Source organism: Paraburkholderia sartisoli, from assembly GCF_900107685.1.
GTDB classification, from domain to species: domain Bacteria; phylum Pseudomonadota; class Gammaproteobacteria; order Burkholderiales; family Burkholderiaceae; genus Paraburkholderia; species Paraburkholderia sartisoli.
The window spans coordinates 128,737-141,123 of the sequence record NZ_FNRQ01000008.1 but is presented as its reverse complement, the minus strand read 5'-3'; the positions used below and the strand labels follow the sequence as shown (position 1 = coordinate 141,123).

At 61.0% G+C, this 12,387-nt stretch carries 10 protein-coding genes and 1 pseudogene; 6 read left to right on the top strand and 5 right to left on the bottom strand.

Translation table 11 applies throughout. The features are described from left to right. Positions 1-177: 177 nt before the first annotated feature. A pseudogene (locus tag BLV45_RS22305) lies at positions 178-404 on the top strand (DDE-type integrase/transposase/recombinase); the annotation flags it as partial. Between the two features lie 261 nt (positions 405-665). Beyond that, positions 666-1,643, top strand: a complete 978-nt coding sequence (gene speB / locus BLV45_RS22300; RefSeq protein ID WP_090536613.1) for an agmatinase — start codon at positions 666-668, stop codon at positions 1,641-1,643. An 8-nt stretch (positions 1,644-1,651) separates the two neighbouring features. Here the strand turns inward: speB and BLV45_RS22295 are convergent, their stop codons facing one another. Further along, positions 1,652-2,575, bottom strand: a complete 924-nt coding sequence (locus BLV45_RS22295; protein WP_090536611.1) for a LysR family transcriptional regulator — start codon at positions 2,573-2,575, stop codon at positions 1,652-1,654. A gap of 226 nt (positions 2,576-2,801) precedes the next feature. Here BLV45_RS22295 and BLV45_RS22290 point away from each other — a divergent pair, with 226 nt between their 5' ends. Next, on the top strand, positions 2,802-3,944 hold the full coding sequence (locus BLV45_RS22290; protein WP_090536609.1) for a branched-chain amino acid ABC transporter substrate-binding protein: 1,143 nt from the start codon (positions 2,802-2,804) through the stop codon (positions 3,942-3,944). Positions 3,945-4,173: 229 nt separating this feature from the next. Here BLV45_RS22290 and BLV45_RS22285 read toward each other — a convergent pair whose 3' ends face one another. The 4 genes from BLV45_RS22285 to BLV45_RS22270 all read right to left on the bottom strand — a co-directional run bounded on the left by BLV45_RS22285 (position 4,174) and on the right by BLV45_RS22270 (position 9,148). Next, positions 4,174-5,325, bottom strand: a complete 1,152-nt coding sequence (locus BLV45_RS22285; protein WP_090536607.1) for an alpha-hydroxy acid oxidase — start codon at positions 5,323-5,325, stop codon at positions 4,174-4,176. Between the two features lie 40 nt (positions 5,326-5,365). Then, on the bottom strand, positions 5,366-7,027 hold the full coding sequence (locus tag BLV45_RS22280; protein ID WP_090536602.1) for an L-lactate permease: 1,662 nt from the start codon (positions 7,025-7,027) through the stop codon (positions 5,366-5,368). 118 nt (positions 7,028-7,145) lie between these two features. Next, positions 7,146-8,027 (bottom strand): LysR substrate-binding domain-containing protein, encoded by an 882-nt coding sequence (locus tag BLV45_RS22275; RefSeq protein WP_090536817.1) that lies wholly within the window; start codon positions 8,025-8,027, stop codon positions 7,146-7,148. A gap of 203 nt (positions 8,028-8,230) precedes the next feature. Next, positions 8,231-9,148: a helix-turn-helix domain-containing protein gene (locus BLV45_RS22270; RefSeq protein WP_090536600.1), complete on the bottom strand. Its 918-nt coding sequence runs from the start codon at positions 9,146-9,148 to the stop codon at positions 8,231-8,233. Between the two features lie 246 nt (positions 9,149-9,394). Here BLV45_RS22270 and BLV45_RS22265 point away from each other — a divergent pair, with 246 nt between their 5' ends. From BLV45_RS22265 to BLV45_RS22255, 3 genes are read left to right on the top strand one after another with little or no spacing between them, the layout of a single operon-like run. Beyond that, complete coding sequence (locus BLV45_RS22265; RefSeq protein WP_090536598.1) at positions 9,395-10,234, top strand: SDR family NAD(P)-dependent oxidoreductase; 840 nt, start codon at positions 9,395-9,397, stop codon at positions 10,232-10,234. Positions 10,235-10,257: 23 nt separating this feature from the next. Continuing rightward, a complete protein-coding gene (locus BLV45_RS22260) occupies positions 10,258-12,033 on the top strand; it encodes an FAD-dependent oxidoreductase (RefSeq protein ID WP_090536595.1) in 1,776 nt (591 codons plus the stop codon). Next, a complete protein-coding gene (locus BLV45_RS22255; protein WP_090536593.1) occupies positions 12,020-12,385 on the top strand; it encodes an NIPSNAP family protein in 366 nt (121 codons plus the stop codon). Before BLV45_RS22260 ends, BLV45_RS22255 begins: the two co-directional genes overlap by 14 nt. Positions 12,386-12,387: the final 2 nt, after the last annotated feature.

Below are 12,387 nucleotides of genomic sequence, written 5' to 3'. Positions count from 1 at the left end.
AAGCGCTATTGCGCCGCCTGATTGACCATATAACTTTCTTTCCGCGAAATCCTTTGCGCTATTTTCGGCGAGAGCGATTTATGAATCTTGACCCACGGTTCTGCCCAGAATAACTTTGCTCCCGCGTGCGACGACTGATGAGGGCCGACGGCTTGCTACCTGCCTGCCAACACCGAAGTCAGATCCTCGAAGTATCTGAATAACCTGATCGAAGAAGACGATCGAAGATCAAGCCCTGGACAAAGGCCATGCTCGGGTTCAACCGGTTCAGGAACGCGGCGACCACGATCTCAGGTATCGAGCTGATCCATCGCATTCGCAAAGGCCAGTTTAATCTCGCGACGCCAGGCATCAAAGACACCGCCACACCGACCGCTTGCGATGCGGCCCTCCCAGCTGAATAAGCGATCCTGTCAAAATTAGCTTCCCCGACTATTACCTCCATTTGCACCAGAGCCTTCACGCTCTCGCTATGTTTAAACATCGCTTCGGACTATTCCGAAGTGCATTTCATGTTTTTGGAATTTTTCCGTTGAATTTGTTTGCCTAGACTTCGTTTCAGATGCACCACGCGCTCCTGACAAAGGGCGTTGCTGCAGTAATGGAGAGCGTGGCGCCTGCGCGTCGCGCATATCTGAACGAATGAACAGAGGGCGGACGCCATCATGTCTGAAAACAGCTACGAAACGGGGCGGCTCAATTTGCCGTTTGTGGGAATCTGCACGTTCGCGAAATCCCCATTGTGTCTCGACTGGGAAAAGATCGACGCGGACGTCGCGGTAATGGGCGCGCCCTTCGACTGCGGCACCCAGTGGCGGGCCGGGGCACGCTTCGGCCCGCGTTCGATTCGCGATGCGTCGACGCTGTTCTCGTTCGGCCACGGCGGCGCATACGACTTCGAAGACGATGTCGTTTATCTGCCTAGTGACGAAGTTCGTATCGTCGACATCGGCGATGCGGACATGGTGCATACCAACACTGAAAAGAGCCACGCAAACATCGAGTACGGCGTGCGCAAGATCCTGGCGGCCGGCGCGTTGCCGGTGGTGATGGGTGGCGATCACTCGATCAACATCCCGTGCATCAACGCGTTCGAAGGCCAGGAGCCGTTTCATATCGTTCATATCGACGCACACCTCGATTTCGTCGACGAGCGTCATGGTGTGCGCAACGGCCATGGCAATCCGCTGCGGCGCGCGGCTGAGAAAAGCGTGGTGTCGGGCATGACGCAGATCGGCATTCGCAACGTGTCGTCGACCGCGCGCGAGGGCTATGCGCAGGCACGTGAGATGGGCTCGGACATCATCTCGGTGCGCGACCTCCGGCGCCTCGGCATCCAGGGTGTGCTGGACCGCATCCCGAAGGGCGTGCGCTATTACCTGACAATCGATATCGACGGCTTCGATCCTTCGATCGCGCCAGGCACGGGCACACCGAGCCACGGCGGCCTGCTGTACTACGAAGGCCTCGAACTGTTCGCGGGCCTTGCTGAACAGGGTGACGTGGTCGGCATCGATCTCGTGGAAGTTGCCCCTGATTACGACCATTCGGGTTCGACTTCAATTCTTGCGGCGCAATTGCTGCTGAACACTATTGGCCGTGTCATGCATCAACGCAAGGTTAAACGAAACCTTTCCCGCTAATCCGCACGCTACTTGCCGCCTCGCGAGGCGCGGCGCACTTCTTTGGCCGCAGTCCGCAACTGGTTGCAAAAGGCCTGTACGACCCGTGCCGGTTCACCCCCTTTGCGCGTGATGATCTGAAAGTCCAGATGCGTCACGTAGTGCTCGGGATCGATGCGGGCTAACAGACCGCTGTCCACCCAGGCCTGGGCATAGTGTGGCGGCAGAAAGCCGATGTAGTTGCCGGACAGAATCAGCATGGCCCGCCCTTCAACGTTGTCGACGGAGGCCGCGGCTTCCGGCATGCGCAGCAACTTCAATTCGTGGCTGCCCAGGTACGCCCGGGCAGCCAGCCGCTGCTTGCTGAGCAATGAAACAGGAACCCTGCCGCCTGCCCGTTCGTGCAACGGATGAGTCGAGGCACAGTAGAGCCCCTGTTCCTCACGATAGAGTGACGAGTAGTCAAGGCCGGGAATCTGCACGGGAAACGGCCCCACGGCGAGATGCAGACGGCCGTCCAGCACGTGCTGCTCCATGCTGCCGGGCGTGTCGATCTGCACATGCAGGCGGACTTCCGGCGCCATCTGGCCGAACTCGCGAATCGCCATTGGCAGAGGCGAGTACGTGTCGGTCAGGGTCGCTTCGATCATGCCGAAGCGCAACACGCCGGAAAGCTGATTGCGCAGTGCTCCGGCTTCCATCTGAAACGTGTCGACTGCGCCGAGCAGACGTTGCGCGGCGGCATGCAGTTCCGCGCCTTCCTCGGTGAGCCGGAAACCGGCGCGTCCGCGTTCACATAGCCGCAACCCGAGTCGTGTCTCCAGTTGCGACATGTATTCGCTGATACTCGATGCGCCGATGTTGAGAATGGGCTGCGCAGCGGCGAAGCCGCCGCATCGCACGATAGTTTCGAAGATCCGCAATAACTTAAGATCCGTGTCCTGAACCTGCATCGTGCCGCCTCTTGATTACTTCGGTGATTTCCGAAATGTATTTCATCAATGATGCATTTTATTGGGGAATTTGGCTACCCAGAATTACTGTCAACCCCACTGTCCGGGCACCGGAAGAGCGGTCGCGACGAAAGGGGCCACGCGATGTTATCTGTGCCCACGTCGGTGAGATTCGCCTCTCGGCGACGACACGGTCTGGCACATCACACAAGGTGAGGAGAGCATGATGAAGAAGCCATACGCAGGTGCGAGCTGGTTGACAGCAATCGCTTTGAGCATGATCTCCCTGAGCGCGACCGCCGGCGATCAGGTCGTCAAGATCGGTTTGACGGGACCACTGACCGGCCCGCAGGCCGCCATCGGCAAGGACGACGAAAACGGCGTGCGAATGGCGATCGAGCGCCTGAACGCCGAGGGTCTCGTGATCGGCGGCCAGAAAACGCGTTTCGAGCTGGTCTCGCAAGACGACGCTGGCGATCCGCGCACCGGTATGACGGTGGCGCAAAGCCTGGTCGATGCCAACGTCAAGGTTATTTTCGGGCCTTTCAATTCCGGTGTTGCGATTCCGATCTCGAACCTCGTGAACGTGTCGGGCATTGTGATGGCGACCGTCGCGTCGAATCCGTCGATCACGCAGCACGACTATCCGTTCGTGTTTCGCATCTCCGCCAGCGATACGCAACTTGGCAGCCGGATGGGGGAGTTTGCAGCAAAGGAACTGAAGGTCAGGCGTATCGCCGTGATCGACGATCGCACCGCGTACGGTCAGGGCCTCGCCGACGAGTTCATCAACGCGGCTAAAGCCAACGGCATCGAGATCGTCGATCGTGAATATACGACCGACAAGGCGACCGACTTCGTCTCGATCCTTACGCACGTGAAGGGCTCGAACGCCGAAGGGATTTTCTACGGTGGTTACTACGCCCAGGCCGGCGCGCTACGCAAGCAGATGAAGCGTCTCGCGATGAATGGCTACCTGCTGGGTGGCGACGCAATGTGCAATGCCGAACTGGCGAAACTTGGCGGTGACGCGGTCGACACGCGTGTGTATTGTCCGCAAGGTGGCCGCGTTCTCGATCAGACACCTGAAGGCCGCCGGTTCAAGACGGACTACAAGCAGCGCTTTCATACCGATCCGCTGACCTATAGCGCTGCCTTGTACGACGGCATGAACCTCGTCGCACAGGCGATGACGAAGGCCAATTCGATCGAACCGGCCCAATACCGCGCCGCGCTGGCGAACATCGATACCCGCGGTGTTTCCGGGCACTACCGGTTCGACAGGAATCGCGATCTCACGGAGTCTCCCATCACCATCTACACCTATCGAAATGGCGAGCCGACGCCGCTTGCGTCTGCACAACCTTAGGGCTTACGCCATGCAGGCCGTTTGCGCGACCATCAGGTAGTTTTTCATGAGACCGGTCATGAAAACCTGCAGGATGGCTGGAGGTATCGCGGTCCGCGGTACGATCGCGCAAAATGGCCAGTGTGTGCCGACCTGGTACGGCCGGTTTCAAATACAGCTCGTTACACCTGTTGATTCCAACGGGCCCTGAAAAAATCTGCGACGAGCGCTGATATCCCCACATGCGACTTCAGGACGGAATGGTGCCCGGCAGCAGGATGGAGCGGTCGACCGTGCGGATGTCCCGGTGCCCGCAGAAGGCCATCGTGATGTCCAGTTCCTTGTGGATGATTTCCAGCGTTTTCGTGACCCCGGCCTCGCCCATCGCGCCCAGTCCGTAGAGAAAGGCGCGACCGATCATGGTGCCCCTGGCGCCGAGCGCGACGGCCTTGAGGACGTCCTGCCCCGAGCGGATGCCGCTGTCGAGCCAGACCTCGATCTGCGAGCCGACGGCCTCGATGATGGCCGGCAACGCCTCGATGGTCGACGGCGCGCCGTCGAGCTGGCGGCCGCCGTGGTTGCTGACGATCAACGCATCGGCGCCGCTGGCGACTGCCAGGCGCGCATCTTCCGCGTCCATGATGCCCTTGAGGATCAGCTTGCCGCCCCACAGCTTCTTGATCCACTCCACGTCGGCCCAGCTCAGCGCCGGGTCGAACTGCTCGGCCGTCCACGAACTCAGCGACGACAGATCGCCCACGCCCTTGGCATGGCCCACGATGTTGCCGAAAGTGCGGCGCTTCGTACCCAGCATTCCCATGCACCAGCGCGGCTTGGTGGCCAGGTTGATCAGGTTGGTGATGGTGGGCTTCGGCGGTGCCGACAGGCCGTTCTTCAGATCCTTGTGACGCTGGCCCAGCACCTGCAGGTCAAGCGTGAGGATCAGCGCCGAGCACTTCGCAGCCCTGGCGCGCTCGATCAGGCGTTCGACGAAATCCTTGTCGCGCATCACGTACAGCTGGAACCAGAACGGCGCCTGGGTGTGCGCCGCCACGTCCTCGATCGAGCAGATGCTCATGGTCGAGAGCGAAAACGGAATGCCGAATTTTTCGGCCGCGCGCGCGGCCAGTATCTCGCCGTCGGCATGCTGCATGCCGGTGAAGCCGGTCGGCGCGATGGCCACTGGCATGGCGACGTCCTGCCCGATCATGGTGGTGCGCGTCGTGCGACCTTCCATGTTCACGGCCACGCGCTGGCGCAGCTTGATCTTCTGGAAGTCGCTCTCGTTGGCGCGGTAGGTGCTCTCGGTCCAGGAGCCCGAATCGGCGTAGTCATAGAACATGCGCGGCACGCGACGCTCTGCCAGAACCCGCAGGTCTTCGACGGTGGTGATGACGGTCATTGGAAAACCTCGTTCAGGTTAGTTGCTTCGGACACCGCACTCAGCGCACCACCATCAGGGTGAAGGGCCAGACGTAGGCCTGCATCGTGACGAAGAGCCCGACCAGGCAGGCGAGCGCAATGGAGTGAAAGAACACATAGCGCAGGATATCGCCTTCGTGGTTGACCCAGCGCGTGGCGGTGGATGCCACCACGATCGACTGCGCGTCGATCATCTTGCCCATCACGCCACCCGAGCTGTTGGCGGCGCCCATCAGGTTCGCGCCCAGGCCCAGGTGGCCGGCCGCGACTTTCTGCATGCCGCCGAACAGCACGTTCGACGCGGTGTCCGAGCCCGTCATCGCGACACCGAGCCAGCCCATCAGCGTGCCGAAGAAGGGATACAGCATGCCGGTGTTGGCGAACGCCAGCCCCAGCGTGGTGTCGGTTCCCGAATAACGCGTCAGCGTGCCCAACGCCAGCATGAGCACGATGGTGAACAGCGAGTAGCGTACCAGCCAGAGCGTGCGGAAAAAGGTGCGCACGATTTCTACCGGGTTGTACTTCATGACCAGCGCGCTCACGATCGCCGACAGCAGGATCCCCGTGCCGGTGGCCGAGAGCAGGCCCAGCACGTAGACGGCGCTTTCCCTGGTCGGCGCGCGCACCACCGGCGGCATTTTCTCGACCAGGTTGTGCAGCCCGGCCAGCGGGAATTTCGGTGCATAGAGATGGTCGAGCCAGGTCTTGACCGAGGGTAGCCCCCAGACGAACACGAACACCGTGAGGATCACCCAGGGCGTCCAGGCGCGAACCAGTGCGGCACGGCTGTGGCGCACGATCGGGCCGGCCGGCGTGGCTTCGGCGGCGCTTGCATCGCGGCTCTTCAGCGACGGAGAGGTCCAGATCTTCCTGGGCTGCCAGACGCGCAGGAACAGCACCAGCGAGACCATTGAGACCAGCGCCGCGATGATGTCCACCAGTTCGGGGCCGATGAAGTTCGAGACCAGGTACTGCGGGATGGCGAACGACAGGCCGGTTACCAGAATGGCGGGCCAGATTTCCATCATGGCCTTGCGCCCGGCAAAGGCCCAGATCAGCCAGAACGGCACCATCAACGAAAACAGCGGCAACTGGCGGCCGATCATGGCCGTGACCTCCATCAGGTCGTAGCCATGCACCCTGGCCAGTGTGATGACGGGCGTGCCCAGGGCGCCGAAGGCCACCGGTGCGGTGTTGGCGATCAGCGACAGGCCCGAGGCGGCCAGCGGCGAGAAGCCCAGCCCGATCAGGATGCCCGCAGTCACCGCCACGGGCGTGCCGAAGCCTGCGGCTCCCTCGAAGAAGGCGCCGAAGCAAAACGAGATCAGCAGGAGTTGCAGCCGCCGGTCCTCGGTGATGCCCGAGAGCGAGTCCTGCAGGATCTTGAAGCTCCCGTTCCGCTCGGCGAGCTGCTGTAGGAAAATGATGTTGAGCACGATCCAGCCGATCGGCAGCAGCCCGGTGAAGCCTCCGTAGAGCGCCGCGCGGGCGGCCATGCCGGCCGGCATGCCATACGCGAACACGGCCACCAGCGCAGCGGCGAGCAGGCCCAGTCCGGCCGCAATGTGGGCCTTGATGTGGAAAAGCCCCAGGCACGCCAGCATCACCACGATGGGAATGGCCGCCAGTGCGGTGGAAATGAACATGTTGCCAAAGGGGTCGTAGACCTGCTGCCACACCATCGTTGTCTCCTCGACGGTTCATCCGCCGTTGAGGCGACAATTTAGTCAGCAGTGGGCGACCTGGGATGAATCGTGGGTGGCCGCGGCGTGAATGTTTTTCAAGCGGCCCGGTCGGTGCTCACCCGAGCGCGTGCTTCAGCCACTCGACAAAGGCCGCACATTCCCAGCGGTCGAGCGCGCCCGGTTTCCAGCACAGAAAGTAGTGGTGCGGCGAGGGCACGCTGCGCGGCGAGAGGCGAACCAGTCGCCCGCTGTCCAGCCACGCGGCGCCCAGTCGCAGACGCATCAGGGCGACGCCGAAGCCGGCGACCGACGCATCGAGTACGAGGCCGATGTCGTTGAACTGCGAACCCCCGCCCGGTTCGTCCAGCGTGATGCCGTTTGCGCTGAACCAGGTACGCCAGGGCTCGAGTGGGCAGCGGATCAACCGGGCGCGCGAGACCGCGTCGAGCGTGGCGAATTCGTCGAGCGGCCCGGCTTCGTTCAGGTATTCGGGGCTGCACACGGGCGTCACCTCGTCGGACGAGAGGAGCAATGATTCGCGATCCGCATAGGGGCCGGTGCCGAAGCGCAGTTCGATGTCGGCCTCCTCGGCCGTCACGTTGAGCATCGGAATCGTGACGTGGAGCACCAGGTCGATCTCTGGATAGGCGTGGCGAAACAGCGCCAGCCTGGGCAAAAGCATCTGGCGAGAAAAAGTCGGCGTGACCGCGACGCGCAGCCGCGTGGTGCCGGCTGCACTGCCGCGGCCGGGAATCTGCTGCAGCACGGCCAGCGCCTCGCGCACGCGGTTCAGGTAGGCCGCACCCTCGGTGCTCAGGCTGAAGTCGCCGCGCGCGAAAAGTTTGATGCCCAGTTGAGATTCGAGCTGCCGGATGCGATGGCTGACCGCGCTGGGCGTGACGCTGAGTTCCTCGCCGGCGAGCGTGACGCTGCGCAGCCGGGCCAGCGTTTCGAACGCCAGCAGTCCTTGTATGGAGGGGATGCGCGAGGTGGCCATGGTGAATGAAACCATGCCGCACGAGAATCCGCGGCTGACGTGGATCGATGTCGAAGTTCCGCCCGTGAGCGGGGTTATCCGAAACTATAGCTCACAACGGGTTGCGGTTTATTTGGCGCGGCTGAATTTGTCTGCGAGCCGTGCCTGACCCGGTGGTTCGATCGGCGAAGTCAGATCGGATAGCGCCGAAACCTCCTCGGCTTTCATTCCTGAAGCACGTGCGGACTTGCCGCCAGTCGTTCACGCACCATCTGCCTGAATTCGTTCGGCGACCGGTTTGTCTGCTTGCGAAAGAATCGACCGAAATACGCCTCGTCTGCAAAGCCGAGGTTATTGGCAATCTGTTTGATCGTCAGCGTCGAATAGATAAGCTCTCGTTCAGCCGCGTGCGTGACACGCGCATTGATGACCTCGAGGCTCGACATGCCGAGGCTTTCGCGGCACAGGCGCGAGAGTTGACCGGCGCTTAGCCCGAGCGCGGTGGCGTACCAGCTGATAGCGGGACGCTCGCGGAAATGAGCATCGACAAGCGCACGGAATTTCTCGATCTGCATGCCCCGGCGGGAAAGCGTCCCTCCGACTGCGCTTGCATGCTCGCTCGACTGGCGTATCCGGTGAATCTGGATAAAGAGCGCGAGCATCAACGCCGCACTACACGCCATCTGGTCGGCCGCCTGAACCCGTGCCTCCTCGGCAATCGCCTCGAAGAGCGGCATCAACGCCTCCGCATGCCGGGGCGAGAGCGACGTGTCCACCACCGCCGGCTGACGAATCGTGTCCAGAAGGTAGGGCGCCGATACCGCCGCCAGCGACTCTATCGGCCTTTGCGCCGCCGTGACAACCGGGCCATCGATATCGCTCGTGAACCGGAACCCATGCACGCATTGAGATGGGACGATCACCAGACTGTCCTCGCGCAGCGGCCATTTCACGTCATCAACAAACGTGTCCCCGCCGCCCCTTCTCACATACAGCAGATGCAGCATGCCGTCATGCATGTGGGGCTCGATCTGAAAATTGTGCAGTCCGGAACGTTCAGGGATTCGCTCAAAAAATACGAAGTCTTCCCATGGTGGTTTCGGGTCGGTTCCATAGAGTGCGTAATTTGGAATCTTGCTCATAGGGGTAATCCCGGCTTTGGTCTCTTATGCATGTTTTGTCCGGCTATCAGCCTGGTTTGTCTATTGAGGAGACTACCTTTGGCTTCTACACTTTGCGAATCAAAAACCGCATAAATACTGCTGAAAATAGAGGTTTTCCCTGAAATCCGGGGGATGTCCACAGCACGGCGAGGCTCGATTTGCCGCTGGACGACAAGCCCGGATACGCCGGAATTGTCCGGGTTAGATTACATAGTCCGATTGCACATGACAAATACATTCGACCATTTTTCCTGGCTTGGTCTTGCAGGCAAGGTTTGCGTTGTGACCGGTGCGGCCAGTGGAATTGGTTCAGCCATTGCCGAACAGCTCGCGGTCGCTGGTGCGAAGGTCGCGTTGCTGGACCTCAACGGCGCCGCCGCAAAGGAAGCCGCGGACGCGCTATGCGGTCGTGGCCTCACCGCAATCGGAATTGCGTGCGATGTCTCCGACGAAGCGGCCGTCATCCAGGCTGCCCGTCGCGTCAACGACGAACTTGGACCCTGCACGGCACTCGTGAACAACGCCGGGATGCTAAGACCTTCGGCCTTGAAATCGGTGACATCCGACGAATGGAACAAGGTTCTTTCGGTGAATCTCACGGCCTACCTCGTCTGTTCACGCGCCTTTGCCGATCAGATGAATGCTGCGGGAGGCGGCAGCATCGTCCACGTCGCATCGATCGCCGCCAGTCATCCGCAAACAGGAAGTGGCGCGTATAGCGCAAGCAAGGCGGGCGTCCTTTTGCTGTCGAGGCAGATCGCAGCCGAATGGGGTCCGGGCATCCGCAGCAATGCCGTCTGCCCGGGCATGATCCGCACCGCGCTTTCAGCAAAGTTCTACGAAGAACCGGGTTTCGAGGAGAAGCGGGCGGCAGTGACCGCCAGCAAGCGGGTCGGCGAGCCCATCGACATCGCCAACGTCACCCTTTTTCTTCTTGGCGACAGGTCGAGCTATGTGACTGGCGCTGAAGTCGCCGTGAACGGAGGCATGGACGCCATGCTCATGGATCTCGTGCCTCGTCCCGGGTTCAACGGGACCGGACGCAGTCAACCGACTCCGCGTTGAGAAATACGCAAGGAAGATGAATCATGGGGAACGTTTCAACCAGTCCGAACCGGGTCGAGTGCGACCTGCTGGTCATTGGTGCGGGCGCTGGCGGCATGTCGACGGCCATCACGGCGCGCAAGCATGGCTTGAGCGTCGTCGTCGCGGAGAAGGCGGATGTTTTTGGCGGCACCGCGGCCTTCTCGGGCGGAGTGCTCTGGATTCCTGATAATCATGTGGCACGGAATAAGGGTGTAACGGACAGCCGCGAAGCCGCGCTTGAGTATCTGAAGAACGAGACCGGTCCGTTCTTCGATGAAGCGGCGGTGAACGCATTCCTCGACACCGGCCCGGAGATGGTGGAGTGGTTCGAGCGCGAGACGAGCGTCAAGTTCGTTCCGACGCTTTACCCGGATTATCACCCGACGGTTGGTGGAGGCGTCGACGTGGGACGGTCGATTCTCGCGGCTCCCTTCGACATCAGGGAACTGGGCGAGGATATGCGTCGGCTGCGTCCGCCGCTCAAGACCATCACCTTCATCGGCATGATGTTCAACTCGTCCAACGCCGATCTGAAGCATTTTTTCAACGTTACCAAATCGGTTGCGTCCGCAGTGTATGTGACGAAGCGTCTTGCGGCTCATATGAAAGAGCTGCTTCTCTATCGCCGCGGGATTCATGTCACCAGTGGAAACGCTCTGGCCGCCCGGCTTGCGAAATCGGCGCTCGATCTTGAGATTCCGATCTGGACCTCGAGTCTGGCGAAAGAGCTGCTGGTTTCCAATGGAGCGATTACCGGTGCGCTCATTGAACGCAATGGCCAGACCGTGCGTGTCGAAAGCCGTTGCGGTGTCGTTCTCGCCTGTGGCGGTTTCTCCCATGACGTTCAGCGCATTGGCAAAGCGTACCCGCACGTGCGTCGCGGTGGCGAGCATGTATCGCCCGTACCTGAGTCGAATACAGGCGATGGCGGGCGGATGGCCGAGAAAGCAGGGGGAACAGTCGACATCCGTTTCAAGGATGCGGCAGCGTGGATGCCAGTCTCGCGCGTGCCGCTGAAAGGCGGTCGCTACGGCGTCTTTCCGCATCTGCTTGACCGCTACAAACCGGGGGTGATTGGCGTGCTTCGTAACGGACGCCGGTTCACCAACGAATCCAGTTCATACCACGACGTTGGCGCCGCGATGATTACGGCCTGTGAAGGTGAGCATGAGACGGCGATGTGGCTCATTTGCGACCACGCCACGATAGCCAGGTATGGGTTGGGTTATGCAAAACCCGGGCCGCTGCCCCTTGGACCGCTTGTCAGGAATGGCTATCTGACGAAGGCGAACACGCTGTCCGAGCTTGCTCTAAAAGCCGGTATCGATGCGGCCGCGCTTGAGGCGACGGTGCGCGAATACAACGAAGGAGCGGTACACGGCGAAGACCGTCAGTTCGGCCGGGGCACCACATCGTTTAACCGCTATCTCGCGGATCCCGAACACAAGCCGAATCCATGCGTTGCACCAGTCGAAACGGGCCCGTACTACGCGTTGAAGATTTACATGGGCGACCTCGGCACGTTCGATGGCATTCGCACCAGTGTCGTGGGTGAGGTGCTTAATGCGAACAGCAAGCCGATTGCTGGCCTGTATGCCGTGGGCAACGACCGCGCCAGCATCATGGGCGGCAATTACCCGGGTGCGGGAATCACGCTCGGACCCATCATGACGTTCGGGTTCATCACCGGCCGGCACATTGCGCAGGCGGGCAATGCCGCGAACACGGTTGCGAACCCAGTAGTGCGCGAGAAGGAGGTGGTCAATGGCCGTCGCTAAGGCATGGGTGGATCACCGGATATACATGATCCCGCCGCGCAGGATGAACGAGTTCATCGAAGTGTTCGAGAGGATGGCAATGCCCATCCTGCTTGAAACGCTAGGACACCCACTCGGTTTCTATACCAGCGTCGTGGGTCCATTGAACCAGTTTGTGCATCTGTGGGGATACGACAGCCTTGCCGATTATGAAGCGAGGTGTTTGCGCCGCGACACGCATCCGGATTTTCCCGCGTATCTAAGCGCATCGGCACACCTCGTCGTGGCACAGGAGACAAGGCTGATCCGCAGTGTCGAGCATGGCTCTTTAAACCTCCTCAAGCAGGCAGACCAGATTGATCGGGCAAGGTGAAT

What these genes read in the sequence shown, in the direction of transcription:
- speB (WP_090536613.1), top strand. Translation starts at nt 666, where the DNA reads ATGTCTGAAAACAGCTACGAAACGGGGCGGCTCAATTTGCCGTTTGTG.
- BLV45_RS22295 (WP_090536611.1), bottom strand. Translation starts at nt 2,575, where the DNA reads ATGCAGGTTCAGGACACGGATCTTAAGTTATTGCGGATCTTCGAAACT.
- BLV45_RS22290 (WP_090536609.1), top strand. Translation starts at nt 2,802, where the DNA reads ATGAAGAAGCCATACGCAGGTGCGAGCTGGTTGACAGCAATCGCTTTG.
- BLV45_RS22285 (WP_090536607.1), bottom strand. Translation starts at nt 5,325, where the DNA reads ATGACCGTCATCACCACCGTCGAAGACCTGCGGGTTCTGGCAGAGCGT.
- BLV45_RS22280 (WP_090536602.1), bottom strand. Translation starts at nt 7,027, where the DNA reads ATGGTGTGGCAGCAGGTCTACGACCCCTTTGGCAACATGTTCATTTCC.
- BLV45_RS22275 (WP_090536817.1), bottom strand. Translation starts at nt 8,027, where the DNA reads ATGGCCACCTCGCGCATCCCCTCCATACAAGGACTGCTGGCGTTCGAA.
- BLV45_RS22270 (WP_090536600.1), bottom strand. Translation starts at nt 9,148, where the DNA reads ATGAGCAAGATTCCAAATTACGCACTCTATGGAACCGACCCGAAACCA.
- BLV45_RS22265 (WP_090536598.1), top strand. Translation starts at nt 9,395, where the DNA reads ATGACAAATACATTCGACCATTTTTCCTGGCTTGGTCTTGCAGGCAAG.
- BLV45_RS22260 (WP_090536595.1), top strand. Translation starts at nt 10,258, where the DNA reads ATGGGGAACGTTTCAACCAGTCCGAACCGGGTCGAGTGCGACCTGCTG.
- BLV45_RS22255 (WP_090536593.1), top strand. Translation starts at nt 12,020, where the DNA reads ATGGCCGTCGCTAAGGCATGGGTGGATCACCGGATATACATGATCCCG.